Here is a 26,039-nt window from a genome sequence, read left to right as displayed (position 1 = left end):
ACCTCCCCCGTCATCGCCAACCGGACACCCATCACCTGACCCGGACCTTCCGCCACCCTTCGAACCAAAGAAAGAACATGACTCCAGAGCCGCAGCCCTCCCTGACCGCATCCCGTTCCCAGCCCGCCGCCGTCGTCGATGACCGGCAGGACCTCCGCCCACACGTGCCGGAGAACGCGCAGCCAACCCTGAAGTCCGCCGGGCACGTCATTGTCGATTCCCTGGTGGCGCATGGTGTGGAGCGCACCTACGTTGTTCCCGGCGAGAGCTTCCTCGATGTGCTCGATGGCCTGCACGGGTCCGCCATCGAAACCATCGTCTGCCGCCATGAGGGCGGCGCCGCCTACATGGCCGAGGCCGACGGCAAGATGAACCAGCGTCCGGGGGTGGCGATGGTGACCCGCGGGCCGGGCGCGGCCAACGCCCATGTGGGACTGCACACCGCCTGGCAGGATTCCACCCCCATGCTGCTCTTCGTGGGGCTCATCCCGTTCGCCCACCGGGACCGCGAGGCGTTCCAGGAGTTCGACATCAAGTCCTGGTTCGATACCGGAGCCAAAAGGGTCATGGTCCTTGACCACCCGGAGCGGGCCTCCGAAATCGTGGCCGAAGCGATGTTCGCGGCCATGAGCGGACGGCCCGGCCCCGTGGTGGTCGGCCTGCCGGAGGACGTGATCCGGCGGCAGGTCAGCCCGGCCCTGCATCCGGCGATTCCCGTGGCAGCCGGCGGCATGGGCAGCACGGATTCCGCAGCCCTTGAAGCCGCCCTGGCCAGGTCCAGCAAGCCGCTGTTCGTCACTGGCGGCAACGACTGGACCCAGGAAGCCGCCCTCCAGCTCACCGGGTGGCTGGAACGGCACCACATCCCGGCCGCTGCCGAGTGGCGGACCCAGGGAACGGTTCCCTTCGATTCGCCGTCCTACGTCGGCCCTATCGGGTACGGCCGCCCCCGGCCCACCTATGACCTGTTGGAGGAAACCGACCTGCTGGTCTTTGTGGGCACGGTCCCAGGCGATGTCATTACGGATGGCTTCGTCTGCCGGCAGGACTGGACCAAGGAGAACTTCCTGGTCACGGTGGACCCGTCGCTGCGCGGACGGTCCGGCCCGGTGTCCCGGCAAATCCTGGCCAAACCGGAGGCCTTCGTGCGCGACCTCCAGGGCGTCGCGCTGCCGGTCAAGGACGAGTGGCGTGACTGGACGGCCCGGATGAGGGCGGAACAGGAACGCTTTGCCGCGCTGCCGCCCGCTGCCCCGGGGGCCGGGCAGGCCAGGATGGACACCCTGATGGCCAACCTGGTGCCCCGGCTTTCCGAGGACGCCGTGGTGACCTTCGGGGCCGGCGAACACACCAACTGGGCGCACCGGTACTTCCCCACCCGCCGCTATGCGTCCATGCTCAGTGCCCGCAACGGCTCCATGGGGTACTCCATCCCGTCCGCCATTGCCGCATCGCTGGCCGAGCCGCACCGGCGCGTCGTGACCATCGCGGGGGACGGCGAATTCCTCATGAACGGCCAGGAATTGGCGACCGCCGCCCAGTATGGCGCCACACCCTTGGTGGTGGTCATGGACAACCAGGAGTACGGCACCATCCGCACGCACCAGGAACGGCATTACCCGCAGCGGGTCTCCGGCACCCAACTCAAGAACCCGGACTTCGGGTTGATGGCCACGGCGTTCGGTGGCTTTGGCATCACGGTCAGGGATGACCGCGACGTGCCGGCGGCCCTGGACGCCGCCTTGGCGGCCATCGACCGGGACCGCACGTTCGCGCTGGTCCACCTCGTGGTGGACCAGCGCGTCAAGGCGTACTAGGCCGCACTGCGGGGTGCTGCCCGGGTGGGCGGACGACGACGGGCCGCACCCGGCGTCGTCCGCTTGGCTTTAAAGTGCCTGCCGGCAGCGGTGCTGCCCGCTACAGTGCCGACCAGCCGCCGTCGGAAGCGAGCACGGCGCCGTTGACGTTCGTGCCGTCGTCGCTGAGCAGGAAGGTGATGGACGCGGCGAGCTGCGCGGCGGTGGCGGGTGTCGGGATGTTCGCCTGCATCAGCGGACCCAGCCGCCCCGCCGCCAGCTCCGAACCCCAGTTCGCCTCGATATTGGTGATGGTTGCGCCCGGCGCCACGGTGTTGAAGCGCAGCCCCAACGGGCCGTACATGACGGCAGAGTTCCTGGTAAGGCCCACCACTGCATGCTTGGAGGCCGTGTAGGCCGCACCCGCGGCGGAACCCCGCAGCCCGGCCTCCGAGGAGACATTGACCACGGAGCCGGTGCCCGCCTGCAGCATCAGCGGCACCACCGCACGGGTGAGTCGCATCAGCGCGGTGACGTTGATCCGGAAGACCCGCTCCCAGACTTGGTCGTCCACCTCGTGGATGGGGGCGAAGTTGTCCATGATGCCGGCAACGTTGGCCAGCGCATCCACCCTGCCGCCGGCGGCCGCCACCACTGCCGCCACGGCCTCTTCGGTGGAGATGTCACCGGCAACGGCGACCAGGTCCAGGCCGGGGTTCCCGGCCACAACGTCATCCAGCCGTTCCTTGCTGATGTCCGCCGCGATCACGCGCCCGCCTTCCTTGGCGACGCGCAGCGCGGTTGCCAGCCCGATGCCCGAGCCTGCACCGGTGACAATGACGGTCCTGCCGGCGAACCGGCCCGCGGTTGTGGTTTCCTGCCATGCAGCTTCGTTGCCCATGATGTTCCTTCCAACAGAGATATGGTGCACTGGCGTCCCAAGCACTGATGGCCGGCATCGAAGACGATGCCGGCCATCAGCCAGGTTTCCGGGGCTACAGCCGGTCGGTCCGGTCTTCGCCGCCCTTGTGGCCGGTCCCGCGGAGGTTCTCCTGGACCTTGCCGAACAAATCCTTGATGGTGGATTCGGCGTTGGTGATGACGTCCACGGGAACGAACACCTCGTGGGCAGCCGGCAGGTCGTACTCATCCTTCAGGTGCGTGCCGTTCCCCACCCCTGTCAGGGAGATGTAAACCATGGCTTCCGTCCGCGCGATTCCTGCGAGCTTGCCGAAGACCACCGTGAATTCATTCGGCTGGAAGCTGATTGTCTGCCCGATGTGGCTGCGGCCCAGTTCACCGGCTGTGACTGCCTTTTCCGACTGGCTTCCGGTGTAGTCCATGAACTTCTCCTTCGATCGCCGACGCTTACGCAGGCAGTCTAACCCCGCCCTTCCCGATGGCACACGGGCCTTCCGGACCCCTGCACCAGCCTGCTGGAGGCCTGCACAAAGAAGGAGCGTGGAGCGTGGTCACTCCTCCATTGAGTTGGGCGGCAGCGTCCCTGTTTGATGGCTTCATTGGGCGGCAGCTGCCGCCGCAACCACGCCGTGCAAAGGAATGCCCGTGACTTCAATGACGAGCCGCGTAAAAAGCCCTGTCCGCTGGGACCCGGTCGAGACCGGCGACCTGGTGGAACTCCGCAGGAACGGCCGGGTGGCCTTCAGCGGCGTGGTGGATGACAGGACGGACGACGGCGGCATCGTGTGGGTGACCGCGCCCGCGGGGGGCCGCCGGCTGTTCCACCTCGCAGACGGCCTGGACCTGGCGGTGGTGCCGGCATGACGGAGTGCCCCGAGGACTGCCCGTACTGCACGGGACCCGAGACGGACTGAGGATGGCCCCTCCCGGCCGGGGTGCGCCGCCGCATGCCATCCCGCGGAAGCCTTCCAGTGGCCGGATCATCACGATCCGGGCATCAAATTGCCGCCAAGGCAGGTGGCATCGTTGACGCGGGCAACCGGTACGGCGAAGGTGGTGCCATGAGGTCTCAGATAATTTCCCAGGCGATTGCCCTGACGACGGCGGCCGCAACGGCAACGCTGTTGCTCACCGCGTGCGCTCCAAGCCAGCCGCAGTCCCAAACGACGACGACGCCCGCCACCGGGCAGGCCAGCCAGTCGCCCACGTCGTCGGCATCCTCGGCCCCGCCGTCGTCCTCCGCACCTGCCACGACGCCGGACTCCCCCGCCCCCGGCACCACCGCCGCCGGAGCGCCTGCCCTGTGCAAGGCGGCCGGACTCACGGCCGCCACCGATGCCTCCGGCGGCGGCGCGGCGGGCAGCGTCTACATGAAGCTCAACCTCACCAACAAGGGAACCGAACCCTGCATCCTCAAGGGATTCGCCGGCGTCTCCCTGGTTGCGGACGCCGCAGGCGCCCCGATCGGAGCCCCGGCCGCGCGCGACGACTCCACGGGAGTGGTTGACGTCCTGCTGGCCCCCGGCCAGACCGGCACCGCGGTACTGCGCTACACGCAGGCCGGCAACTACATGGACTGCTCGCCGGTGGATGCCGCCGGCTACCGGGTCTACCCGCCCGAGGACACCGACTCCCTGTTCCTCCCGCAGCCCACCAAGGCCTGCGGCAACGCGCAAATCACCTTGCTCTCCATCGGGGCGTTCCAACCGGCCTGACCGCGCACGGCCCGGCGGACCTGGCCGCGACCCGGCACCCACGCCGGGTCGCGGCGGCCGTCGAAACCCAGTGTCGGTGCCTTGGGGCATGATGGAGGCATGAACCAGGAACAGCGTCCTGCCGGCAGCGCTCCCGGCTCCGCTGCGCCCATGGCCCAATTCAGCCGCGCCACCAGGGACTGGTTCCTGGGCGCCTTTTCCGAACCAACACCGGCCCAGGCCGGGGCCTGGACTGCCATCTCGTCAGGTTCGCACGCACTGGTGGTGGCGCCCACCGGGTCCGGCAAGACCCTCGCCGCCTTCCTGTGGGCCCTGGACCGCCTCCTCGGCACGGCCCCGCCGCCCCCCGATCCCGCAGCGGAAACCCCGGCCAAAGGCAAGCGGTCCCGGGCACCCAAACGCAAAACCCGCGTCCTCTACATTTCGCCCCTCAAGGCGTTGGGCGTCGACGTCGAACGCAACCTCCGCTCGCCGCTGATCGGCATCACGCAAACAGCCAAGCGGTTGGGGCTCCCGGCACCGCTGATCACCGTGGGCGTCCGGTCCGGGGACACCCCCACAGCGGACCGCCGGGCCCTGCTCAGCAACCCGCCGGACATCCTCATCACCACCCCCGAGTCGCTGTTCCTCATGCTCACCTCCAGGGCCCGCGAAACCCTCACCGAGGTGGACACCATCATCATCGACGAGGTCCATGCCGTGGCCGGAACCAAGCGCGGCGCCCACCTTGCGGTGTCCCTGGAGCGGCTCGATGCGCTGCTGCCCAAACCTGCGCAACGCATCGGGCTTTCCGCAACCGTGGAGCCGCGGGAACTCGTGGCACAGTTCCTGGCCGGTTCCGCCCCCGTGGAAATCGTCGCGCCGCCGGCCAGCAAGAACTGGGACCTTACGGTGTCGGTGCCGGTGGAGGATATGTCGGACCTGCAGGGCGCTGCGGGCGCGTTCGACTCCGGGCCCGCTTCCGGCCTCCAGCCGCAGGCATCCATTTGGCCCCATGTGGAGGAAAAGATCGTTGACCTGGTGCTGGCCAACCAGTCCACCATCGTCTTCGCGAACTCCCGGCGCCTCGCCGAACGCCTCACCGCCCGGCTCAACGAAATCTACGCCGAACGCCAGCTGGTGGCCGTGGGCGGCGGCTGGGACGACGCCGCCCCGGAAGGGCTCGACGCCGGGCCGGGCAGCCCGGGGGGACCGTCGTCGGGCCTTCCCGCGTCAACGGCCACACCCGCGCACATGATGGCGCAAGCGGGCAGTTCCGCCGGCGCAGATCCGGTACTGGCGCGGGCGCACCACGGTTCCGTTTCCAAGGACCAGCGGGCATTGATCGAGGACGACCTCAAATCCGGGCGGCTGCGGTGCGTGGTGGCCACGTCCTCGCTGGAACTTGGCATCGATATGGGTGCCGTGGACCTGGTGGTCCAGGTCGAATCGCCCCCGTCGGTGGCCAGCGGCCTGCAGCGGGTGGGCCGTGCAGGCCACCAGGTGGGCGAGGTCTCCCAAGGCGTCCTGTTCCCCAAGCACCGGGCGGACCTGGTCCACACGGCCATCACCGTGGAACGGATGCTGGATGGCAAGATCGAGCGGCTGGCCATCCCGGCCAACCCGCTGGACATCCTGGCCCAGCAGACGGTGGCGGCAACGGCCCTTGGGAGCATCGACGTGGAGGAATGGTTCAGCACCGTGCGCCGTTCCGCTCCCTTCGCGTCCCTCCCCCGCTCCGCGTTCGAGGCCACCCTCGACCTGCTGGCGGGACGGTACCCGTCCGACGAATTCGCCGAACTCCGCCCCAGGATCATCTGGGACCGGAATGCCGGCACCATCGAGGGCCGTCCCGGCGCGCAACGGCTGGCCGTCACGTCCGGCGGCACCATCCCGGACCGCGGACTGTTCGGCGTCTACATCATCGGCACGGAGGCGGAAGGCTCGGCGTCCCCGGCCGAGGACGGAAAACCGACGCGTGCGCCCAAGGGTGGGCGGCGTGTGGGCGAACTCGACGAGGAAATGGTCTACGAGTCGCGGGTGGGCGATGTCTTTGCCCTCGGCGCCACCAGCTGGAAGATCGAGGACATCACCCACGACCGCGTCCTGGTCTCCCCCGCGTTCGGCCAGCCCGGCAAGCTGCCATTCTGGAAGGGCGACTCCCTGGGCCGCCCGGTGGACCTTGGCCGCGCCCTGGGCGCGTTCGTCCGCGAACTGTCCGCGTCCGATCCCGGCCCGGCCACCGAACGGTGCAAAGCCAGCGGCCTGGACGACTTCGCTGCCAACAACCTCATCCAGTACCTCAGCGAGCAAAAGCAGGCCACCGAGGTGGTCCCCAGCGACACCACGCTCGTGGTGGAGCGGTTCCACGACGAACTGGGCGACTGGCGCGTGATCCTGCACAGCCCGTTCGGCATGCCCGTCCACGCGCCGTGGGCCCTCGCGGTGGGCCAGCGGCTTCACCAGCGGTACGGGCTGGACGGCTCGGCCATGGCGGCCGACGACGGCATCGTCCTGCGGGTGCCCATGATGGAAGACGAGCCCCCGGGCGCCGAACTGTTCCTCTTCGACCCGGAGGAACTGGAGCAGATCGTCACCGCCGAGGTGGGCGGCAGCGCCCTCTTCGCCTCGCGTTTCCGCGAGTGTGCGGCCCGCGCGCTGCTGCTGCCCCGGCAGACCCCCGGCAAGCGCCAGCCGCTCTGGCAGCAGCGCCAGCGGTCGGCCCAACTGCTGGACGTGGCCAGGAAGTACCCCACGTTCCCCATCGTGCTCGAAACGGTCCGGGAATGCCTGCAGGACGTCTACGATCTGCCGGCCTTGAAGGACATCGCCGCCTCCGTGGAAAGGCGCGAGCTGCGGATTGTGGAGACCACCACCCAGCAGCCCTCGCCATTCGCCAAGTCCCTGCTCTTCGGTTACGTCGCCCAGTTCCTCTACGAAGGCGACTCCCCGCTCGCGGAACGCCGAGCCGCGGCCCTGGCCCTGGACTCCACGCTGCTCAACGAACTGCTGGGCCGGGTGGAACTGCGCGAACTCCTGGACGCCAAGGTCATTGAGGCCACCGAACGCGAACTGCAGCGGCTGACCCCGGACCGGCGTGCGCGGGGCATGGAGGGAGTGGCCGACCTCCTGCGGCTGCTGGGCCCGCTCGCGCCGGAAGAGGCAGCCGCGCGGTTGCAGGGCACGGCGCCGCCGGTTGAGGCTGCCGAGACCTCTCCGGCCGTGGAACCTGCCGAAACCTCTCCTTCGGTTGAGGCCACCGAAACCGGGCAGTCCGACACCCCCGCCGCCGTCGCCGACGCGGCCGCCCACCTTGCCGCGCTCCAGCGGGCCAATCGCGCCATCAAGGTCAACATCGGCGGGTTTGAGCGGTTCGCCGCCGTCGAGGATGCCGCCCGCCTCCGCGATGCCATCGGCGTGCCGCTGCCCATGGGTGTGCCATTGGCCTTCATCGAACCCGTTGCCGATCCGCTGGGCGACCTCGTGTCCCGGTATGCCCGGACACACGGTCCCTTCACGGCAGCCGAGGCCGCCACCCGGCTGGGCCTGGGCGTTGCCGTGGTGGGCACGGCACTGAAACGGCTGGCAGCGGACGGACGCGTCGTGGAAGGAGAGTTCCGGCCCCACGCCACCCCGCCCGAGGCCCCACCGCTGGAGCCGGGCGGGCAGGAATCGGGGTCGGGGGATCAAAGCCGGCCGGCTGATCAGCCGGCACCATCGGGCAGCTCCTCACCTGTCGGCCAGCAGGCGGTCGCCAGCGAATGGTGCGACGCCGAGGTGCTGCGCAAGCTCCGCCGCCGCTCCCTGGCCGCGCTGCGCGCCGAAGTGGAACCGGTGGACGCCGCAGCCTATGGGCGCTTCCTGCCGGCCTGGCAGCATGTCAGAACCCCCGGCGGCGGGCGCGGCCAGCCCTCCCTGCGCGGCCTGGACGGCATCATCACCGCCATCGACCAGCTCTCCGGGGTCCCCGTTCCCGCCTCGGCCTGGGAGCCGCTGGTCCTGGCAAGCCGGGTATCCAACTACCAGCCCGCCATGCTGGATGAACTCATGGCGGCAGGTGAGGTCTTGTGGTCGGGCGCCGGATCCTTGCCGGGAAACGACGGCTGGATCAGCCTCCACCTCGCTGACTCCGCGGAGTTGACGCTCAATCCTGCCCCTGACTTCGAGCCCGGAGATGCCGGCCGGCGCCTCCTGGACCACCTGCGGAACAACGGTGGCGGGTACTTCTTCCGGCAGCTCACCGAAGTGGCCGGCGGCATGGACGCCGTCCTCAGCGACCAGGACGTGGTCACCGCGCTGTGGGAACTCGCATGGGCCGGCAGGATTACCGGCGACACATTCGCCCCGGTCCGGTCCCTGATCGCCGGCGGGCATACAGCGCACCGGCAAGTGGCCCGTGCCCCGCGCGCCCGGGCACCGCGGTTGAGCCGGCTGGGCCGCTCCCACGGCACCGGCCTGATGGGCTCCCCCGGGCTGGCCGGCGGCCGGTACGGAGCGCAGGGAGCTTCAACGCCTGCTACGGCAGCCGGCCGCTGGTCCGCCCTTCCCGAGCCCGAACTCGATGCCACCATCCACGCCCGCGCCACTGCTGAACTCCTGCTGGACCGGTATGGCGTGGTCACCAGGGGCTCGGTCATGGCCGAACAAATCCTCGGCGGCTTCGGGCTCATGTACAAGGTACTGGCGCGGCTGGAGGAAGCGGGCCGGTGCCGGCGCGGCTACTTCATCGAACACCTCGGCGCCGCCCAGTTCGCCGTTCCCGCCACCGTGGACCGGCTCCGTTCCTACTCGGAGGACACGCAACTGGCCAAGGCGGACCCGGTGGCCCTGGCCCTTGCCGCCACCGATCCCGCCAACCCGTTCGGCGCGGCCCTCCCCTGGCCCGCACTGAGGGACGACGCCGGTACCGGCCACCGCCCCGGCCGGAAGGCGGGTGCCCTGGTAGTGCTGGTGGATGGCGCGCTGGTGCTGTACGTGGAACGCGGTGGCAAGACTCTTTTGGCGTTCAGCGATGACGCCGCCGTCCTGGCGGCTGCCGGCGCTGCCCTGGTCGGGGTGGTCACCCGGGGAGCCGTGGACAAACTGATCATGGAGAAGGTGAACGGGCAGGGAATCCTGGACACCCCCGTTGCCGCAGCCCTCAGCGCCGCCGGCGCCTACTCCACGCCAAAGGGATTGAGGATCCGTGCCTGAGGGGGATTCCGTCTGGCGGGCCGCCCGTCAACTGCACCAGGCCCTGGCGGGGCAGGCGCTGCTTGCCACGGATTTCCGTGTGCCGCGGTTTGCCACGCTGAACCTTGCAGGGTGGACCGTCGAGGAAGTGGTCCCGCGCGGCAAGCACCTGCTGATGCGGGTGGTGGGCCCGGAGGACAAACGGCTGACCATCCACTCGCACCTGAAAATGGAAGGGGCCTGGCAGGTCTACCCGCCGGGCGGACGGTGGCGGAAGCCCGGATTCACCGCCCGGTGCGTACTGCGGACGGCCGCTGCGGACGCCGTCGGCTTCTCCCTGGGAATCCTGGAAGTGGTGGCCACGGCCAATGAGGACTCCGTCGTGGGATTCCTGGGTCCGGACCTCCTGGGCCCGGACTGGGACCTGGATGAAGCCGAACGCCGTGTCCGGTCCCGCCCGGAGGTACCGATCGGCGTGGCATTGCTGGACCAACGTAATCTCGCGGGCATCGGCAACATCTACCGCTGCGAGGCGTGCTTCCTGTCGGGAGTGCATCCCGCCACGCCCGTGGCCGACGTCGTGGACGTCCGGACCATGATGACCGACGCCAAACAATTGCTGGAGGCCAACCTCGGCCCCGGCCGCCGCGTTACTGTCCTCAATGCCCGCGGCCTCCCTGTAGGCAGGATGGCCGGCAGGCCCGGCTATTGGGTGTACGGCGGGGAACGACGACCGTGCCTGAAGTGTGGGACTCCCATCCAGCGAGGCCTCCTGGGCAAGCCCAACGGCGAGGAGGAACGGGACATTTACTTCTGCCCCACGTGCCAGCCGGTGCCGGACTGACAGCAGCAGGCCTGGCGGGGACTCAGCAGTTGGCGGGAGCCGGCTTGCTTGCCGCTTTCGGCGTCGCCGCAGGGACCATGAAGCGCGGCAGCAGGACATGGACCAAGGGGCCGATGGCCAAGGCATAAACCACGGTGCCCACGCCCACGGAGCCGCCGAGCACCCACCCGATAGCCAGCACGGTCACTTCAATGAGGGTGCGGGACAGCCGGACCGACCAGCCGGTCCGGCGGGCCAGGCCGGTCATCAGCCCATCCCGTGCGCCCGGCCCGAAGCGTGCCCCGATGTAGCAGGCGGAAGCGATGCCGTTCAGCACGATGGCCCCGCCGAGGAGGCCGATCTGGCCGGCCAGGAGGGAAACCTGCGGGATCACTGCCAGCCCGATGTCCGCGAACACTCCCACCAGAACCGCATTGCACAGGGTGCCGAACCCCGGCCACTGCCGCAACGGAATCCACAGGAGAAGCACCAGGAAACTCACCGCGATAACCACCACCCCGATGCTCAAACCGGTCCGGTTGGCAACGCCCTGGTGGAACACATCCCAGGGGTCCAGGCCCAGGCCGGCACGGATGAACATGGCCAGCGAAATGCCGTACATGGCCAGGCCGGTGAAGAGTTGGAGAAGTCTGCGGGTCATCATGAGAACAACCATTCCACGCAACTGGCATTGGAATACATAGCCAGTTTGAGATACTGGCTCTATGGCTGTCCTCACTCCCCAGGCTTTGTCCCGCCTCCTCGGCCCGTGGAACAGCGGCACCGGGCCGGCCTACCGCGAGCTGGCGGACGTGGTACGGCTCCTGATCCTGGACGGGAGGATTGCCCTGGATACCGCCCTGCCCAGCGAGCGCTCGCTCGGCTCCGTCCTCGGGGTCAGCCGGACAACCGTTACGGCGGCGTATGCCACCCTCCGGGACCAGGGCTTCCTGAGCACCGGCCAAGGCAGCCGGGGCAAGACCCGCATCCCGGAACTGACCCCGTTCGGGCCGGCGCTTTTCGGCCCGCAACCCCAATCCGCTTCCCCGCTGGCGGCGCCGGGCCTGACCGCCCCTGAAGGGCTGATCGATCTGGCCTATTCGGCATTGCCCGCCAGCGGCGAAGTGGTGCACCGGGCCTTCGCCGCGGCGCTGACGGAGCTGCCTGCCCTGCTGCCGGGTTTTGGCTATGACGCCTTGGGACTGCTGCCGTTGCGCCAGGCAGTTGCGGACCGGTACACGGCTGCCGGTGTACCCACCCAGCCGGGGCAGGTCATGGTCACGTCCGGAGCGCAGCACGCCTTGACCATCATCATCCGGACCCTGGCCGACCGGCAGGACAGGATCCTGGTGGAGCACCCCAGCTATCCCCACGCACTGGATGCCATCCGTTCCGCCCGCTGCCGCCCCGTCCCGGTGGCTTTCGCCGAGTCCGGCTGGGACCTGCCGGCCCTCGAATCGGCCCTGGTCCAGCAGCGGCCCAAGCTCGCCTACCTGGTGCCGGACTTCCACAACCCCACTGGGATGATCATGCCCGACGAACAACGGCGCCTGCTGGCCCGCGCGGCGGCCGCATCCGGAACAGTGCTGGTGGCGGATGAAACGCTGCGCGACCTCAACCTCGACGGCATCGCCACCACTCCGCTGGCCGGCTTCGGCAGCGGAATCGTATCGATCGGCTCGTTGAGCAAGTCGCATTGGGGCGGCCTGCGCACCGGGTGGATCCGCGCCTCCGAACCGATGATCCAGCGCTTCGCCGCCGCGCGCACCACGCTGGACCTGGGCGGCCCCGTCATGGAGCAGCTGGCTGCAGCCCACCTGGTGCGGGCACTTGAGGAGCCGCTGCCCGCACTGTTGCACACGCTGCGGGGCAACCGCTCAACCCTGCTCGGCCTGCTCGCGGAACACCTGCCCACCTGGCAGACGACTCCTCCCGCCGGGGGCCTCTCCGTCTGGTGCAGGCTTCCCGCCCCCATCAGCACGGCCCTCACGGTCTTGGCGCCGGAATTCGGCATCAGGCTCGCGGCCGGCCCCAGGTTCGGGATCGGCGGCGCCTTTGAACGCAACCTGCGCCTGCCCTTCACGCTCGCACCGGACAAACTGGAGGCGGCGGTGCTGGGACTCCGCGCCGCCCAGGACCGGCTGGACGCCGCTCCCCAGCTGCGCCGGTCACTGATCCATGCCCCCGCCGTCGCCATCGCCTGATCCGGCCACCGGCTGACCCGGGCCACCGAAATCGCCGGAGGTGTGCGTAACCGCCGGAACGGAACGGCGATCCCGCACCGCTCCGGCGATTTCGCGCCAAACGGGAGGCGTGGCTACGCGTACACGTACTCCAGGAACCCGGCCCATGCCTTGGCCGTGGTCTCGGAGTCGCCGGCGCCGCCGAAATCGTGAACCGTCATGCCCACCGGGGCGCCGAAGGCGTTGCGGCCGAAGAACCGGTACAAGGCGTTTTGGGTACGCAGGCCCAGGAAGTGCTCGTTCGAGAAGTCCACCTCGCCCGCCAGCCGCCCCACGCCGTCGAGCTCCACGTCAAAGCTGTCCCCCTGCCCGGCGGTTCCGAGGCCCAGCGCTTCCCGCAGCTTGGCGAACCCGTCCGGTGCCTGCGAAGCCGGGGGAGCCTGAATGTCGGTGAACACCACGGGACGGCCGTCGAAGTACTGCAGGTATTGGCCCAGCGTGTGCAGGTAGAACTCGGTGTGGCGGCTGGCGCCGTCGTACTGCTCATCCCAGTTGTCGGCGAAAATGCCGCTGTGGACGTAGTGCAGGCGTGCGCGGCCGCCGTCCAGCGGCTCCAGGACGTGTTCCAGTTGGTTGAACCAGCCGTCCGGGCCTTCCATCCTGGATACCAGGTGGCCGGGGTACTCTTCCACGGTCCTGACCGCTGGCCACTGGTCCGTGGGGAACATCCAGGCCGGGGTTCCGGCGGTGACGGCTTCCCACACCCGCTCGGGCGTGCCGGGAAGCTCAGAGTCGTGGACGATTTCAAAGGAGCGCTTGTTGTTCATTTGTCCTGTTCCTTGCCTGGAGTGGATTCGTTGGTTGCCTTGGGGGCATAGGTTTCTTTGAGGACCGGGTGCAGGGCCACAACCAGCCGGTGCCGCCGCCCCTGTGGGGGCCGGTCGTCGTGGTACTTGTCCACCAGCCGGGTGACCTCCACGCCGAGCTCCTCGGCGAAGGCTGCCCGGTCGGCGGCGGTGCGGAAAGTAATCTCGCCGTCGATGGCGAACGTTGCCAGCTTCTGCCGGGCTGCGGCGGCACCGGCTATCAGTTTTCCCACTTCCCGGACCATCCGGCCGGCGAGCGCCAGCAGCCAGAATGCGGAGAAACGGTCTGAGAAACGGTGCGGATCCGGCGAGATCGAGGCCAGCGCGGACGGTGAGATCAGATAGGAAGCTGCGGTAGCTTGGAGCACGCGCTCGGTGACGTTCCCTTTGCGGCGCTCCTCCACCAGCTCCACCAGTCCATGCCGCTCCAGCGCCTTGAGGTGGTAGTTGACCTTTTGCCTGGGCAGGCCCACCCGAACCGCCAGCTGCGTTGCGGAGCTGGGCCGGGCCAGCTCCCGCAGGATGCTGGTGCGGATGGGGTCCAGCGACGCTTCGGCCGCGGCCGGGTCCTCGATGACTGCAATTTCCTGCATGCCACCATTCTCGCTACCGACAACTTTTATTGTCAAGAACTTTTTTATCGTCGGTGGTCCGCGTGATCCTGGCCCCGCTGGCCGCCCAAGGGCACCGGTAGAATAGGGCGGTGATGCAATCCCCCCTCCCCGTGCGCGACGGCGTCAACGCCACCCGCCTCCGCCTCCCGGACGAGGGCCCCTGGGACACCGCGATGGACTACATGATGCACCGCTGGGGGCACATCGATCCGCAGGGCATCGAGGACCGGTTCGACGCCGGCGAGATCGTGGGCGAGGGCGGCATCCCCCTGGACCGCAGCACCCCGCTCCAGGACCACACCTTCATCTGGTACTACCGCACGCTGCCGCCTGAGACCCGGCTGCCCGTCGAGCTGTCCATCCTGCACCAGGACGAGCACCTGCTGGTGGTGGACAAGCCGCACTTCCTCCCCACCACCCCGGGCGGGACCTACATCCAGGAGTCCGCCCTGGTCCGGCTGCGGAACCAGCTGGACCTGCCGGACCTGATTCCCATGCACCGGCTGGACCGCATGACGGCCGGGGTCCTGCTCTTCTCCACCAACCCGCAGACCCGCGGCAAGTACCAGGTGCTGTTCGAGAAGCGGCAGGTGCAGAAGGAGTACGAGTGCGTCGCCGCCGCGGAGCCCGCTCCGGGACATCCCGCCGTCGAATTTCCCGTGGTGGTCCGCAACCGGATGACCAAGTCCCGAAGCTACCTGCTGGCGGAAGTCATTGACGGCGAGCCGAACGCGGAAACCAGGATAGAGCAGCTGGAAACGTTCGACGACGGTGGCCCGGAGGGTGCCGCGGGTACCGGTGGCAGCGGCACCGGCAGGCGCCGCCTTGCCAGGTACCGGCTGGAACCACACACCGGCAAGACCCACCAGCTGCGGGTGCACATGGCCTCGCTGGGACTTGGGATCGTCAACGACGCCTTCTACCCTGACCTGCTGGACAAAGCCCCGGACGACTACGCGAAACCGCTGCAGCTGCTGGCCCGCGGCATCCGCTTCGTCGACCCGATCTCAGGCCGGCCAGTAGAGTACCGCAGCGCCCTGGACCTTAGCGAAGCTGTCCGAACACGTCCCTGAACACCTCTTCAACCCCGGACGTGTGGAGCACGAACTCCACCACCTCCAGGTCGCTGGCCGGGTGCAGGGCCTGGAACCCGGCCACGGCGTCCAGGGCCGCCTGGGCGACGGCATCCGCCGCCCAGCCGTAAGCGCCCGCACCCACCGCCGGGAACGCCAGTCCGCGGGCGCCCAGGGAGTCCGCCAGCCGCAGGCTTTCGCTGAAGCAGGACACCAGGAGGGCCCGGTTGGTCTGCCCGGCATGCCGGTTCGGGCCGACGGTGTGGATGACCCAGCAGGCCGGCAGCCGGAATCCGGCCGTTGCCACGGCGGCGCCGGTCTGGAGTCCGTGCGGGAGGTCCGTTGCCCGCAACTGACGGCACGCAGCCAACAGTTCCGGACCGGCTGCCCGGTGCAGCGCCCCATCCACTCCCCCGCCGCCGAGCAGCGACGAATTCGCGGCATTGACCACCGCATCCACCCGCCGCTGCGTTATGTCGCCCTGCAAAACCGTGATCCGCATGCCGCCAGTTTCCCACTCCACCGTGCGTTCCGGGCACGCACGGCCTCGGCGGTATCCCTCCCCGGGTGGGTGCCCGTCACGGGCACCGCCGGGCCGGCAAAAGTGCGGTACCTTGTGGCAATGGACTTCGGCAGCGCTGACAGCTGGGGAGCGGCCCTCTATTTCTGGGTCATCCCGCTGGTGGTTGGCGACGCCATTTTCCCGCCCATCCCCTCGGAGATGGTGGTGATTACCGGCGGCGCATTGTCCGCGGACGGCCGGGCCAACGTGTTCCTCGTCCTGGTGCTCGCCGCCCTGGCGTCCTGGATTGGCGACATGGTGGTGTTCCACCTGTTCCGCCGCCGGCTCAGCCACGTACTGGACCGCTGGAAATGGGGGCGCCGGGTGCACGCCGGCATCCATGCAGCCCTGGCCAAGGCCGGGCGGTCGTCCACCTATGGCACCATCATCGGCGCACGGTTCATCCCCGGCGGCCGGCTGGCAACCTCAGCAGCGTCAGGGGTCGCAAATGTCTCGGTGCGCGGCTTCGGACTCTGCGCCGGGCTGGGGGCGGTCCTCTGGGCCTGCTGGCTCGTCGGGCTGGGGTACTTTACGGGGTCAACCACCAGGCTGCCGTTCTGGGCCAGTTCCCTGATCGGGGTGGCCGTGGGCCTGGTGATCGGCGCCGTCGTGGGGCTGATCGTCACCCGCCGGCGCGGCGACAGGTCCCCCGTGGAGGACGAGCCCATTCCGGACGCAGGCTAGACGGGCAGCCACTTGCCGCGGCTGCGCCGCAGCACGCTGAGCGCACCTGTCAGCGCAACGCGTTCGACGGCGTCGCGCATCATGCTTGCCGACTCCAGCGCCTGCTGGTTCTCACCGGAGTACTCGGTGGCTTCCACAAGGAATCGAAGGTTGAGTTGCGGCACCCCGCCGGCAATCTGCAGCTGGTGCGCCTCCACGTGGTGGCGGGTGCCCAGCGCCTCCACGGCGGCGTCCATGACGGACTCCGGCGGATTCCCCGGCCGCAGCCCGGTGATCTTGAGGCGGGTCTGGAAGGAAGGCATGCCCTCCACCCTATCCAAACCCCCGCTCACATCCTGCCGCCAAAAACCCAACCCCCGCTCACATCCTGTCCCCCAAAACCCAACCCCCGCTCACATCCTGTCCCCCAAAACCCAACCCCCGCTCACATCCTGTCCCCCAAAACCCAAACCCCCGCTCACATCCTGTCCCCAAAAACTCAACCCCCGCTCACTCTCTTCAAGAGAGTGAGCGGGGGTTGGGGTTGGAATGGTAAAACGTGAGCGGGGGTTTGGGTTGGAACCGCAAAACGTGAGCGCGCGTTGGGATGCCAACGGCAATAGGTGAGCCCGCGTCGGAAGAAAAGCCGCCGGAAGTGAGCGGGCGTTCCTAGCCGGTGTTGCGCAGGCCTGCGGCAACTCCATTCACGGTGATAAGCATGGCCCGCTGGAGGCGCTCGTCGATCTCGGCCCCGCTGATTTCCGCCTCGGTCCGGATACGGCGCATCAGCTCAACCTGAAGGTAGCTGATGGGATCCAGGTATTGGTCGCGGATCTCCAGGGAACGCTTCAGCGTGGGCTGGGCGTCCAGGAGGATGTCCTCGCCGGTGAGCTTGCGGACCTCGACCACTGTGAGTTCGTATTCCTCCCGGATGGTGCGGAACAGGTGGTGCAGTTCTTCCGGGACCAGGGTGGACACGTAGTAGCCGGCGATGTCCATGTCCGTCTTGGCCAGGGTCATCTCCACGTTGGACAGCACGGACCGGAAGAAGTTCCAGTGGTCCATCATCTCCACCAGCTGGGCGGAGTGACCGGCTTCCCGGGCAGCCTTCAACCCCGAGCCCACGCCGAACCAGCCCGGCACGATCTGCCGCGACTGCGTCCAGCCGAACACCCATGGAATGGCGCGCAGGCCGCCGAGGCCCGCGCCCGAATCCGGACGCTTGGACGGCCGGGAGCCGATGTTGAGCGACCCGAGCTGTTCCACCGGCGTGGACGCCATGAAGTAGGCGGGCAGGTCCGGGTGGTCGATCAGCTTGCGGTAGCGGTCGAACGCGGCATCCGAGATGGACTCCATGACGTGTCCGTATCGCTCCCGCTGGTCCTCGGAAGTCCGGGGGGTGCGGTGCAGGGCCGAACCCTGCAGCACCGCAGCCAGTGAGAGTTCCAGGTTCTCCCGGGCCAGTTCGGGCAGGGAGTACTTGTCCGAGATGACCTCACCCTGTTCCGTGAACTTGATTTCGCCTTCCAGGACGCCGTTGGGCTGGGCCAGGATGGCGTCATAGGTGGGTCCGCCGCCACGGCCCACGGAACCGCCGCGGCCGTGGAACAGGCGGACGCGGACACCGTGCTTGGCCGCGATATCGCGCAGCTTGCGCTGGGTCTTGTGGATCTCCCACTGGCTGGTCATGACGCCGGATTCCTTGTTCGAGTCCGAGTAGCCCAGCATCACTTCCTGGACGTCCCCGCGCAACCGCACCAGCTCCCGGTAGGAGGGATCGGACAGCAGCTGGTCGACAATCTCGGCCGAGGCCCGCAGCTCCTCCACCGTTTCCAGCAGCGGCGCGAAGCCAAGCTTGGCGTAAGGCTTGTCGCCGAACAGGTTCACCAGGCCGGCTTCGCGGGCCAGGACGGCAGCGGCGAGGACGTCGTCTGCGCCGCGGGTCATGGAGATGATGTAGGTTTCGATGACGTCCGGCCCGTACATGCGCAGGGCCCGCCGGATCTCCCGGAAGACGTCGTAGGTGCCGTCGGCGGCGCCGTCGAGCTTGATCGGGTGGCCGGAGAGCGGGCGGCGGGACGCCAGTTCGGAGCCCAGCACCTCGAAGCGTTCCTCGCGGCTCAGCTCCGCGTAGCGCAGCCCGGGGCCACCAATCCGGTCCATCAGCTGCCCGACGGCGTCGTGGTGGTGATCGGCGTGTTCGCGGATGTCCAGCGTGGCCAGGTGCAGCCCGAACGAGGCGATGGCGCGGCGCACCCGTGCCAGCGAACCGTCTGCGGCCAGGGCTGCCGAGTGGTTGCGGAGCGAGAGTTCGAGCAGCTGCAGGTCGGCCATGAGTTCATCGGTGGCGTTGTAGTCGCGCCCGTGCTCGTGGTTCGAATTGACTGCCACCCGCTTGCCCGTGTTGATGAGCTTGGCCTTGATGCAGGTGAGCTTCAGCCGGTAGGGCTCCTGCGCATTCAGTTCCAGGACCCGCTTGTCCAGGCCCGGCAGGTTCTTCAGGTCCGTTTCGATTGATTCGAGCAGCGCGCGGTCGGCACCGGCCAGGGCGGTGGAGTTGGAGAGCACGGAGATCAGTTCATCGATCATGCCGATGCTGATGCGGATGGCGCTCTGGTTTTGGATCTGGAGGATTTCCCGGGTCACGGCCGCGGTGACGTTCGGGTTGCCGTCGCGGTCACCGCCGATCCAGGAACCGAACCGGATGGGTGCGTCCTTGGCGGCCAGGCTGACACCGTGCTCACCCAGGAGGTCGGCGAGTTCGGACAACATCTGCGGCATGGCGTCGGTGAGGATGCCGCCCAGGTAGTAGATGGCGTTCCGGGCCTCATCCACGGGCGTGGGCCGGACCTGGCGCAGTTCGTCGGTCTGCCACATCTGGTCGATGATCTCGGCCAGCTGCCGGTCCTGCCTCCGCCGCGCCGTTGACCCCTCGGCCGTGGAGTGGGACAGGACGTCGGAGATCTTGCGGATCTTGTCCAGGACCGAGCGGCGGGACGCTTCGGTGGGGTGTGCGGTGAAGATTGGGCGGACGTCCAGCCCGTTGACCACTTCCTGGAGGACGTCCGGGCCCGCCTGCTCGGCGATGTCCGCCACGGTCTTGGCCAGCCAGCCGTCCTTTTCCGCCCGGTTTCGCAGGCCGCGGACCCGATGGACCTGCTCGGCGGCGTTGGCCAGGTGGAAGTAGAACGCGAAGGCGCGCACCAGGTCGGTTGCCTGCTCAATCGGCAGGGAGCCGAGCAGTTCGCGGACCTGGGCGACGACGTCGTGCGCGCTCCAGGGGCCGGTGGCGTCCGCGCCGCCGCGCGCCGCTTCCTTGGATTCCTTGGTCAGCAGCCGGACCTGTTCCACGAGGTCCAGGAGTTCGGGCCCATGCTGGCGGACCAGGGATTCGCCGAGGAGGGTGGAAACACGGCGGACGTCTGCCCTCAGTTCGGAGGCCAGGTCTGTTTCGGGATGTGCGGCAGTGTGAGCCATGGAAGCTATCTTTCGAGGGTTTCGGACTTGGCTCGTACACTGCGCTGGATACTGTGAGCCACGTTACTAGCTAAAGATGCTACCCCCGGTCCGGCGCCACAGTGGAATCTGTCTCAAAAGATGTCGCCACCGGCGGAATGAACAGGAAATACCCGTGGTTGTAGCGTGGGCACACGCAACCGGAAGGAACCATGTCCACCACCACCGCAGCCAAGTTCGAGCGCTGGCAGCGCTTCCGCACCAACCGGGACAAGGCGCTGGCAGCCCCGCACGGCTGGCTCACCCTGACCTCTTTCCAGTGGCTCGAGGACTCACCGGCCGGCGTCGACCTCGCCCCGGGCCTCTGGTCCGTGGACGGCACGACGGCGGTACTCACCGCGGTCCCGGCGGACGGGCTCACGCTGGTGGAGACGGGCGGAAAGGTGGACGGGACCGTGTCCGCTGTCCTCGCGGACGAGGAGTCGCTGATGTGGGTCCGGTTCGGCGGCCCGGACGGGAACCAGGTGGTGGTGGAACTGGCGATGCGCGGCGGGAAATACGCGATCCGCACCCGGGATTCGGCCTCGCCGGTGTTCACCGAGTTCGACGGCGTCCCCACCTACCCGTACAACCCGGAGTGGGACGTCACCGGCCGGTTCGTGCCCTACCCTGAGCCGGTGGAGGTACCGATCGGAACCGCCAACCCGCTGGTGGACGGTGTGCACCGCAGCGTGGGTGAGGTGGTCTTTGGCCTCCCCGGCAGCAGCCACGAGTTCCGGCTGCAGGCCGAGGAGGAGAAACTGGGCGCGCTGACCGTCACCTTCCACGACGAAACGAACGGCGACACCACGGACGACTGGCGGAAGCTTTCGCTGCCCCGGCCCCGCCCGGACGGCTCCGTGGTCCTGGACTTCAACCGTGCCATCAACTACCCCAGCGCCTTCACCCCCTACGGCACCTGCCCCATGCCCGTGAAGAACAACAGCCTGGACATCCGCGTGGAGGCAGGAGAGAAGCAGCCGTACCCGGGCGCGTGACCGGTTTCGACAGGCTCAACCCCCGAACGCTGACACGCCTGTGATGGCCCGGCCCACGATCAGGGTGTTGACCTCGAACGAGCCCTCGTAGGTGTAGATGGCCTCGGCGTCGGCGAAGATCTTGGCCATCCGGTAGTCGGTGACAATGCCGTTGCCGCCAAGGATGGACCGGCCCAGCGCCACGGTTTCGCGCATCCGGGCGCTGAGGTAGGACTTGGCCAGGGCCACCTGCGGCATGCCCGCAGCGCCCTGGTCCTGGAGCCTGGCGATCCCTGCCATCATTCCCATGCTGGCTACGGTGTTGCCCAGCATGGTCACCAGCTGTTGCTGGATCAGCTGGAAGTGCGCCAGCGGCCGGCCGAACTGCTTCCGCTCCACAGCGTACTGCCGGGCGACGTCGAACGCCGCCAGCTGCTGGCCCACCGTCTGCCAGGCCACCATGATCCGCGAACTGCGCAGCAGCTCCTTGGTGTCCTCGAAGCTGCTGATGCCGCTAAAGCGGTCCGCCTCCGGCACCCGCACCTCGCTGAAAACGATGTCCGCGTTCTGGACGGTCCGCAGCGCGATCTTGTTCTCGATCCTGCTCCGGCTGACGCCGGGCAGGCCGGCGTCCACGATGAAGCCCCGGACTGAACCGTCGGCTTCGTCGCGCGCCCAGACCAGCATGTAGTCGCAGAACGTCCCGTTGCCGATCCAACGTTTGGCGCCGTTGAGCACCCACGTGTCGCCGGCGTCGTCCGCTTCTCCGGTGCCGGAGGAAATCCGCCGGGCACGTGTCTCCATGCCGCCGGCGACGTCGGAGCCGTGCAGGGGTTCGGTGAGGGCGAAGGCGCCGGTGATCCGCAGGTTCGAGGCGTCGGCCAGCAGCCGCCGTTTCTGGTCCGGCGAGCCGAAGGCGTGCAGGGATTCGACGAAGAGGTCGTGGTGGACCAGGAAGAACGTGGCCAGGGAGGTGTCCACGCGGGTCATCTCCGCGATGACCAGCCCGGCGAACAGGTTGCTGTAGCCCCGGTGCGCCGGCGTGCTCAGTTCCAGGGCGGCCAGCTTGGGCAGGATGTGGGCAGGGAACTCGGCTTTGTTCCACCAGTCGCCGGCGTAGGGTGCCACGTCGGCGGCAAGGAAGTCCCGCAGCTCCGCCAGCTTGTTGCGCTCGGCCTGTCCCAGCATGGATTCGACGGCGAAGAAGTCCGCCGCCGGCAGGTCCGGGATGTCCGGGGAACTCATCGCGGCCCCATCCGGATGGCGCCGTCCAAGCGGATGGTCTCCCCGTTCAGCATGGCGTTATCGACGATGTGCGCCACCAGGTTGGCGTACTCCGCCGGCTTCCCCAGCCGGGACGGGTGCGGTACCTGGGCGCCCAGCGAGTCCTGGGCCTCCTGCGGCAGGCCTGCCATCATGGGCGTTTCGAAGATGCCCGGGGCGATGGTGACCACCCGGATCAGCGAGCGTGCCAGTTCCCGGGCGATGGGCAGCGTCATGGCGGCCACGGCCCCCTTGGAGGCTGAGTAGGCGGGCTGGCCGATCTGCCCGTCGAAAGCGGCCACGGATGCCGTGTTGATGATGACGCCGCGCTCCGGGCCGCCCAACCGGGTGGCGACGGGTTCGGTGGCCGCCATGGCCTCGGCCGCCAGCCGCAGCACGTTGAAGGTGCCGACCAGGTTGACCTGGACAACGCGGCCGAACGCTTCCAGCGGCAGGACGCCAGCACGGCCCAGCACCTTGCCGGGAGTGGCAATTCCTGCGCAGTTCACCACGATCCGCAGCGGGCCCAGCCCGGCGGCTGTTGCGACGGCGGCCCGCACCTCGGCTTCGCTGGTCACGTCCGCCGCGGCGAAGACGGCGGACTGCCCGGCTTGGGTGCGGCCGTTGAGGTCGTCCGCCACCGCCTGGCCGCCCGAGGAGGCGAGGTCCAGGAGCACCACCGAGGCGCCGTCGTCGAACAACCTGCGTGCGGTGGCCGCTCCCAGCCCGGAGGCCCCGCCTGTGACCAGGGCGACGCTGCCTTTGATGTCCATACATCCTCCTTGATGCGCGTGCCTCCGGCCGCGGCGCGGCCTCGGGCAACAGTTAATGAATGTTAACTGAAATACGGCGCCGCCGCACTCACCCCCGCGGAGCCGAGGACCCGGCACCGCCGCTAGGGTGGACGGCATGACCCCCAGCAGCACCGACTTGGCCACCTGGCAGGACCGTGCGGACCACGCGGCCCGCTCCGTGACCGGGCTGTTCGGCCGGAACCTCTTGCTCCTTCCCGGAACGCACCTCGCTGCCGTGGTGTGGCAGGGCAGGCACCCGGCCGGGAAGGACGCCCCCGAGGCGGGGCAAGAACCCGTTGCGGGGCAAGAACCCGGCCGGCCGCGGGAGCGGTGGCTCGCCGCACTCCGCGGCGCAAGGCCCGCCGCGCGTCTGCTGTCCCCGTGGCACTACTGGTGGCAGGCGCATTACGTGGACTGCCTGGTGGACACCGGCCTGCGAGAGCTGGCCGGCGGAGCCACGCCGGCTGCTCGGTTCAACGGGCCGGACCGTCCCAGCGCAGGGCATCTAGCCTCACGGCTGGTCACCGGTATGAGGCTCCGCAATGCCCTGACGCTCGTGAACAGCTACTACGACGACATGGCATGGCTGGCCCTGGCGACCCTGCGGCTGGACAAGCTCGCAGAAGAAGCGCAGCGGCCCGGACGCCGGCGCAACGCCCGGGTGCGTTCCGCACTGGCCCTGCAGTTCGACTCCGCCTGCACCGACGATTTGGGCGGGGGGACGTTCTGGAGCAAGAAGCGCGATTTCAAGAACACCCCGGCCACGGCACCTGTGGCGTTGTTCTATGCCCGCACCGGCCGGCGCGGCATGGCACAGACGCTGCTGGACTGGCTGGACGCCACCCTCTTCGACCAGGATCAGGGACTCTACCTCGACGGTGCACGGCTGGGTCCTGCCGGGGACGTGCTGGTGGAACGGTCGCTGTACACCTACAACCAAGGCCCGGTCCTGGGCGCCCTCCTGGAACTGGGCGGCGACGCCAACCTGGCCCGGGCCGCCGCACTGGTGGACTCCGTCCAGCGGCTGCTGACCGTTCCGGCAGCCGGCGGCAACGCCAACGCCGGCACGGTGCTGCGCTGCGAAGGAACGGGCGACGGCGGTCTCTTCACCGGGATCCTCTGCAGGTACCTCGCGCTTGCCGCGGCGGACCGGCGGCTACCCGGGCCTGCCCGCGCTGCGGCCGCTGCGTTGGTGCTGGACACCGCCGAGGCGTTCTGGGCCGGACGGCGGCCGGTGGGCGCCGGTGAAGCAAAGGCGCCCCTGGCCGGCAGGAGCATCTTCTCCGTTCACGCCTGCCAACCCGCGGACCGGACCTATCCGCCGGGAGTGCCGGTGGAGCTCGCCACCCAGCTGCAGGCCTGGATGACGCTGGAGGCAGCGGCCACGGTCATGTCCGCCGGCCGGGCCACTGAACAGCCCGGTCCGGCCGTATGACAGGCAAGCCCGGCCAAACCGGCAGGGCCTGCGCTCAGCGGATACCGGACAGCGGCGTGACTGTTCCGGCTTTCAGCGTCAGGGGCACGTCAGCGGCCAACCGGACCTCTTTCGGACCTGCCGGCGGGAACATGAGGGACGTCAGGGACTGTCCGTCCACGAAAACCTCCACGGAGGACCGGTCCACGTAGGCGGTCAGCTGCACGGTCCCGCCGGCGGTGCGCGCCTCCACCGAACGGGCCTGGCGGTAATCGCCGCTGCCCTCGGAGGGTCCCTTCCCCTGGCCGCCGGCCGCGGCGTCCCCGTCCCGGGTGATGAAGGCCCGGCCGGCCGCGAAGTCGTAGCCGATGGTGGCGTAGGTGGTGCCACCGCTTTGCAGGAGCAGGGTGGCTTTCCCGGTGCCGTCGGCGGGTTTTTCCAGCTCGACGTCGGCCTTGAACGCTCCGGTGTCCGGGATGGGCAGGGTACGGGCATCCCGGATCGGGCCGGCGGGCACCTGGACAGGCGTCCCTTCCAAGGACTGGAGCGCAGGGGTGGGCGCCTGCACCAGGGCGGGGCGGCCGGCGCCGGACGCGAGCCGGATGTCGCGGACCACCGAAGCCGCCCCGAACCAACCGTCAGTGGGCAACTCCCGGGCATAGGCCCAGTTGTTCATCCAGCCGATGGCGTGCCGGGATGCCTTCCGCTGGCCATCGCTTTGGCGCGGATCATCCCAGGTGACGGCCGCGTAGAAGTCCGCCCCGCCGTCGAGCCACTGGTGGCCGCCGTCCGCCGTGAAGGCCTTGCCGTCGAACCCGCCGGTCCAGTAGGCCAGGCCGGTGGTGCGGCCTTCTTTGGAACCGTTGGCGCTCGCGGCCAGGACCCAGGTGCGTTTGGCGGGGTCGCCGTCGATGTCCATTTGGAAGAAGTCCGGGCACTCCAGGATTCCCAGCCCGTCCTGCTCGAACCCGGACACATAGGTCCACCGCTTAAGGTCGGGGGAGGTATAGAACCCGATCTTGTGGCCCTCAGCGAGGAGCATGAGCCACTGGTTGTTGGCGTCGTCGCGGACAATGCGCGGGTCCCGCCAGTGCTCCGCGCCGGGGTTTTCCATCACCGGGTTCTGTCCATAGCTTTGGAAGCTGTAGCCCTGGTCCGTGGAGTAGAAAAGGGACTGGCGCTGCACGCCGTCGAGCTGCTGGGTGAGCACCGCGATGACCGCCCCCTTGCCAAAGCCCGCGGTGCCTTCCGTGTCCACCACGGCGGAGCCGGTCTCGATGTCCCCCAGTCCGTTGCGGAACTTGGGGATGGCCACGCCCCGGTTCTCCCAGTGCACCAGATCGGTGCTGGTGGCGTGGAACCACTCGGTCCCGTTCCCCTCCGGATAGTCGGCGTTGTAGAGGTAGTAGTAATGCCAGAGACCATCCAGGAAGAAGGGCCGCTGGGGATCATTCATCCACCGCTGGTCCGGGGTGAGATGGTAGGCAGGCCGGTAGCCGGCTTGGCCAGCCGGTGGCGCCTGCGGCCCCGGGGGAGCCGTTGATGCTGGGGGCGCCGTGGGTGCCGCACCATCGTGCTGTCCGTCGACCGTCCGCGTGTTTCCGGTAATCACCAGGGCCGCCGCCACCAGGAGCACGGCCACGGCTGCGGCCGTCCACAGAAGGGGGCGGCGCCGAAGGGCGGCATACGCCGGTCCGAAAATTTTGGGGAGCATGGGGTCATCGATCCG

Annotated in this window: 21 protein-coding genes; 10 read left to right on the top strand and 11 right to left on the bottom strand. The window is 68.8% G+C overall.

Features of this window, described 5'->3' with window-relative positions:
* Window positions 1–77 precede the first annotated feature (77 nt).
* Entirely contained in the window at window positions 78–1,817 is a 1,740-nt protein-coding gene (locus DC347_RS14245) for a thiamine pyrophosphate-dependent enzyme (RefSeq protein WP_109045915.1), read from the top strand.
* Between the two features lie 100 nt (window positions 1,818–1,917).
* Here DC347_RS14245 and DC347_RS14240 read toward each other — a convergent pair whose 3' ends face one another.
* Both DC347_RS14240 and DC347_RS14235 read right to left on the bottom strand, forming a co-directional pair.
* Entirely contained in the window at window positions 1,918–2,697 is a 780-nt protein-coding gene (locus DC347_RS14240) for an SDR family NAD(P)-dependent oxidoreductase (protein ID WP_109045914.1), read from the bottom strand.
* 94 nt (window positions 2,698–2,791) lie between these two features.
* Window positions 2,792–3,139: a hypothetical protein gene (locus DC347_RS14235; RefSeq protein WP_018763796.1), complete on the bottom strand. Its 348-nt coding sequence runs from the start codon at window positions 3,137–3,139 to the stop codon at window positions 2,792–2,794.
* A 232-nt stretch (window positions 3,140–3,371) separates the two neighbouring features.
* Between DC347_RS14235 and DC347_RS14230 the strand changes: the two genes are divergently transcribed.
* From DC347_RS14230 to DC347_RS14210, 4 genes are all read left to right on the top strand, one after another.
* Window positions 3,372–3,581 (top strand): hypothetical protein, encoded by a 210-nt coding sequence (locus DC347_RS14230; protein WP_018763795.1) that lies wholly within the window; start codon window positions 3,372–3,374, stop codon window positions 3,579–3,581.
* A 197-nt stretch (window positions 3,582–3,778) separates the two neighbouring features.
* Window positions 3,779–4,432 carry a DUF4232 domain-containing protein gene (locus DC347_RS21810; RefSeq protein WP_026265151.1) on the top strand — a complete coding sequence of 218 codons (654 nt, stop codon included), beginning with the start codon at window positions 3,779–3,781 and terminating at the stop codon, window positions 4,430–4,432.
* A 99-nt stretch (window positions 4,433–4,531) separates the two neighbouring features.
* Entirely contained in the window at window positions 4,532–9,604 is a 5,073-nt protein-coding gene (locus tag DC347_RS14215) for a crosslink repair DNA glycosylase YcaQ family protein (protein WP_109045913.1), read from the top strand.
* The gene (locus DC347_RS14210) at window positions 9,597–10,427 is read left to right on the top strand and encodes an Fpg/Nei family DNA glycosylase (protein ID WP_109045912.1); all 831 of its coding nucleotides are present in this window, start codon (window positions 9,597–9,599) and stop codon (window positions 10,425–10,427) included. Before DC347_RS14215 ends, DC347_RS14210 begins: the two co-directional genes overlap by 8 nt.
* Before the next feature lie 22 nt (window positions 10,428–10,449).
* On the opposite strand, the gene DC347_RS14205 is transcribed toward DC347_RS14210, so the two are convergent.
* Window positions 10,450–11,070 carry a YitT family protein gene (locus DC347_RS14205; protein ID WP_109045911.1) on the bottom strand — a complete coding sequence of 207 codons (621 nt, stop codon included), beginning with the start codon at window positions 11,068–11,070 and terminating at the stop codon, window positions 10,450–10,452.
* Between the two features lie 61 nt (window positions 11,071–11,131).
* On the opposite strand from DC347_RS14205, the gene DC347_RS14200 reads away from it, so the two are divergent.
* Entirely contained in the window at window positions 11,132–12,610 is a 1,479-nt protein-coding gene (locus DC347_RS14200) for a PLP-dependent aminotransferase family protein (RefSeq protein ID WP_018763789.1), read from the top strand.
* A gap of 113 nt (window positions 12,611–12,723) precedes the next feature.
* On the opposite strand, the gene DC347_RS14195 is transcribed toward DC347_RS14200, so the two are convergent.
* Both DC347_RS14195 and DC347_RS14190 read right to left on the bottom strand, forming a co-directional pair.
* Window positions 12,724–13,416: an SRPBCC domain-containing protein gene (locus DC347_RS14195; protein WP_109045910.1), complete on the bottom strand. Its 693-nt coding sequence runs from the start codon at window positions 13,414–13,416 to the stop codon at window positions 12,724–12,726.
* Complete coding sequence (locus DC347_RS14190) at window positions 13,413–14,048, bottom strand: helix-turn-helix domain-containing protein (protein WP_109045909.1); 636 nt, start codon at window positions 14,046–14,048, stop codon at window positions 13,413–13,415. Before DC347_RS14190 ends, DC347_RS14195 begins: the two co-directional genes overlap by 4 nt.
* A gap of 113 nt (window positions 14,049–14,161) precedes the next feature.
* On the opposite strand from DC347_RS14190, the gene DC347_RS14185 reads away from it, so the two are divergent.
* Window positions 14,162–15,142 carry an RluA family pseudouridine synthase gene (locus DC347_RS14185; protein WP_109045908.1) on the top strand — a complete coding sequence of 327 codons (981 nt, stop codon included), beginning with the start codon at window positions 14,162–14,164 and terminating at the stop codon, window positions 15,140–15,142.
* Here DC347_RS14185 and DC347_RS14180 read toward each other — a convergent pair.
* Complete coding sequence (locus DC347_RS14180; protein WP_109045928.1) at window positions 15,114–15,644, bottom strand: O-acetyl-ADP-ribose deacetylase; 531 nt, start codon at window positions 15,642–15,644, stop codon at window positions 15,114–15,116. The genes DC347_RS14185 and DC347_RS14180 overlap by 29 nt on opposite strands.
* A 120-nt stretch (window positions 15,645–15,764) precedes the next feature.
* Here DC347_RS14180 and DC347_RS14175 point away from each other — a divergent pair, with 120 nt between their 5' ends.
* Window positions 15,765–16,388 (top strand): DedA family protein, encoded by a 624-nt coding sequence (locus DC347_RS14175; RefSeq protein ID WP_043424487.1) that lies wholly within the window; start codon window positions 15,765–15,767, stop codon window positions 16,386–16,388.
* On the opposite strand, the gene DC347_RS14170 is transcribed toward DC347_RS14175, so the two are convergent.
* Together DC347_RS14170 and ppc are read right to left on the bottom strand one after the other, a co-directional pair.
* Window positions 16,385–16,690: a hypothetical protein gene (locus tag DC347_RS14170; RefSeq protein ID WP_109045907.1), complete on the bottom strand. Its 306-nt coding sequence runs from the start codon at window positions 16,688–16,690 to the stop codon at window positions 16,385–16,387. The two genes, DC347_RS14175 and DC347_RS14170, sit on opposite strands and share 4 nt — an antisense overlap.
* A 346-nt stretch (window positions 16,691–17,036) precedes the next feature.
* A complete protein-coding gene (gene ppc / locus DC347_RS14165; RefSeq protein WP_109045906.1) occupies window positions 17,037–19,844 on the bottom strand; it encodes a phosphoenolpyruvate carboxylase in 2,808 nt (935 codons plus the stop codon).
* Between the two features lie 191 nt (window positions 19,845–20,035).
* Here ppc and DC347_RS14160 point away from each other — a divergent pair, with 191 nt between their 5' ends.
* Window positions 20,036–20,860, top strand: coding sequence for a DUF1684 domain-containing protein (locus tag DC347_RS14160; protein ID WP_109045905.1), 825 nt, complete (start codon window positions 20,036–20,038; stop codon window positions 20,858–20,860).
* A 15-nt stretch (window positions 20,861–20,875) separates the two neighbouring features.
* On the opposite strand, the gene DC347_RS14155 is transcribed toward DC347_RS14160, so the two are convergent.
* Entirely contained in the window at window positions 20,876–22,084 is a 1,209-nt protein-coding gene (locus DC347_RS14155) for an acyl-CoA dehydrogenase family protein (protein WP_109045904.1), read from the bottom strand.
* Window positions 22,081–22,875, bottom strand: a complete 795-nt coding sequence (locus tag DC347_RS14150; RefSeq protein ID WP_109045903.1) for an SDR family NAD(P)-dependent oxidoreductase — start codon at window positions 22,873–22,875, stop codon at window positions 22,081–22,083. The genes DC347_RS14155 and DC347_RS14150 overlap by 4 nt, the downstream gene beginning before the upstream one ends.
* A 136-nt stretch (window positions 22,876–23,011) precedes the next feature.
* On the opposite strand from DC347_RS14150, the gene DC347_RS14145 reads away from it, so the two are divergent.
* A complete protein-coding gene (locus DC347_RS14145; RefSeq protein WP_109045927.1) occupies window positions 23,012–24,331 on the top strand; it encodes a glycoside hydrolase family 76 protein in 1,320 nt (439 codons plus the stop codon).
* A gap of 34 nt (window positions 24,332–24,365) precedes the next feature.
* Here the strand turns inward: DC347_RS14145 and DC347_RS14140 are convergent, their stop codons facing one another.
* Window positions 24,366–26,024 (bottom strand): glycoside hydrolase family 32 protein, encoded by a 1,659-nt coding sequence (locus tag DC347_RS14140; RefSeq protein WP_109045902.1) that lies wholly within the window; start codon window positions 26,022–26,024, stop codon window positions 24,366–24,368.
* Between the last annotated feature and the right edge of the window lie 15 nt (window positions 26,025–26,039).

The sequence above is a fragment of the Pseudarthrobacter sp. AG30 genome (assembly GCF_003116525.1).
In the GTDB taxonomy this organism is placed as follows: domain Bacteria; phylum Actinomycetota; class Actinomycetes; order Actinomycetales; family Micrococcaceae; genus Arthrobacter.
Note: the sequence above shows the minus strand (reverse complement) of the source record. Positions and strands in the feature narration are given on the sequence as shown.

What these genes read in the sequence shown, in the direction of transcription:
- DC347_RS14170 (WP_109045907.1), bottom strand. Translation starts at nt 16,690, where the DNA reads ATGCCTTCCTTCCAGACCCGCCTCAAGATCACCGGGCTGCGGCCGGGG.
- DC347_RS14245 (WP_109045915.1), top strand. Translation starts at nt 78, where the DNA reads ATGACTCCAGAGCCGCAGCCCTCCCTGACCGCATCCCGTTCCCAGCCC.
- DC347_RS14175 (WP_043424487.1), top strand. Translation starts at nt 15,765, where the DNA reads ATGGACTTCGGCAGCGCTGACAGCTGGGGAGCGGCCCTCTATTTCTGG.
- DC347_RS14160 (WP_109045905.1), top strand. Translation starts at nt 20,036, where the DNA reads ATGTCCACCACCACCGCAGCCAAGTTCGAGCGCTGGCAGCGCTTCCGC.
- DC347_RS14185 (WP_109045908.1), top strand. Translation starts at nt 14,162, where the DNA reads ATGCAATCCCCCCTCCCCGTGCGCGACGGCGTCAACGCCACCCGCCTC.
- DC347_RS14230 (WP_018763795.1), top strand. Translation starts at nt 3,372, where the DNA reads ATGACGAGCCGCGTAAAAAGCCCTGTCCGCTGGGACCCGGTCGAGACC.
- DC347_RS14155 (WP_109045904.1), bottom strand. Translation starts at nt 22,084, where the DNA reads ATGAGTTCCCCGGACATCCCGGACCTGCCGGCGGCGGACTTCTTCGCC.
- DC347_RS14195 (WP_109045910.1), bottom strand. Translation starts at nt 13,416, where the DNA reads ATGAACAACAAGCGCTCCTTTGAAATCGTCCACGACTCTGAGCTTCCC.
- DC347_RS14240 (WP_109045914.1), bottom strand. Translation starts at nt 2,697, where the DNA reads ATGGGCAACGAAGCTGCATGGCAGGAAACCACAACCGCGGGCCGGTTC.
- DC347_RS14235 (WP_018763796.1), bottom strand. Translation starts at nt 3,139, where the DNA reads ATGGACTACACCGGAAGCCAGTCGGAAAAGGCAGTCACAGCCGGTGAA.
- DC347_RS21810 (WP_026265151.1), top strand. Translation starts at nt 3,779, where the DNA reads ATGAGGTCTCAGATAATTTCCCAGGCGATTGCCCTGACGACGGCGGCC.
- DC347_RS14180 (WP_109045928.1), bottom strand. Translation starts at nt 15,644, where the DNA reads ATGCGGATCACGGTTTTGCAGGGCGACATAACGCAGCGGCGGGTGGAT.
- DC347_RS14215 (WP_109045913.1), top strand. Translation starts at nt 4,532, where the DNA reads ATGAACCAGGAACAGCGTCCTGCCGGCAGCGCTCCCGGCTCCGCTGCG.
- DC347_RS14190 (WP_109045909.1), bottom strand. Translation starts at nt 14,048, where the DNA reads ATGCAGGAAATTGCAGTCATCGAGGACCCGGCCGCGGCCGAAGCGTCG.
- DC347_RS14205 (WP_109045911.1), bottom strand. Translation starts at nt 11,070, where the DNA reads ATGATGACCCGCAGACTTCTCCAACTCTTCACCGGCCTGGCCATGTAC.
- DC347_RS14145 (WP_109045927.1), top strand. Translation starts at nt 23,012, where the DNA reads ATGACCCCCAGCAGCACCGACTTGGCCACCTGGCAGGACCGTGCGGAC.
- ppc (WP_109045906.1), bottom strand. Translation starts at nt 19,844, where the DNA reads ATGGCTCACACTGCCGCACATCCCGAAACAGACCTGGCCTCCGAACTG.
- DC347_RS14200 (WP_018763789.1), top strand. Translation starts at nt 11,132, where the DNA reads ATGGCTGTCCTCACTCCCCAGGCTTTGTCCCGCCTCCTCGGCCCGTGG.
- DC347_RS14150 (WP_109045903.1), bottom strand. Translation starts at nt 22,875, where the DNA reads ATGGACATCAAAGGCAGCGTCGCCCTGGTCACAGGCGGGGCCTCCGGG.
- DC347_RS14140 (WP_109045902.1), bottom strand. Translation starts at nt 26,024, where the DNA reads ATGCTCCCCAAAATTTTCGGACCGGCGTATGCCGCCCTTCGGCGCCGC.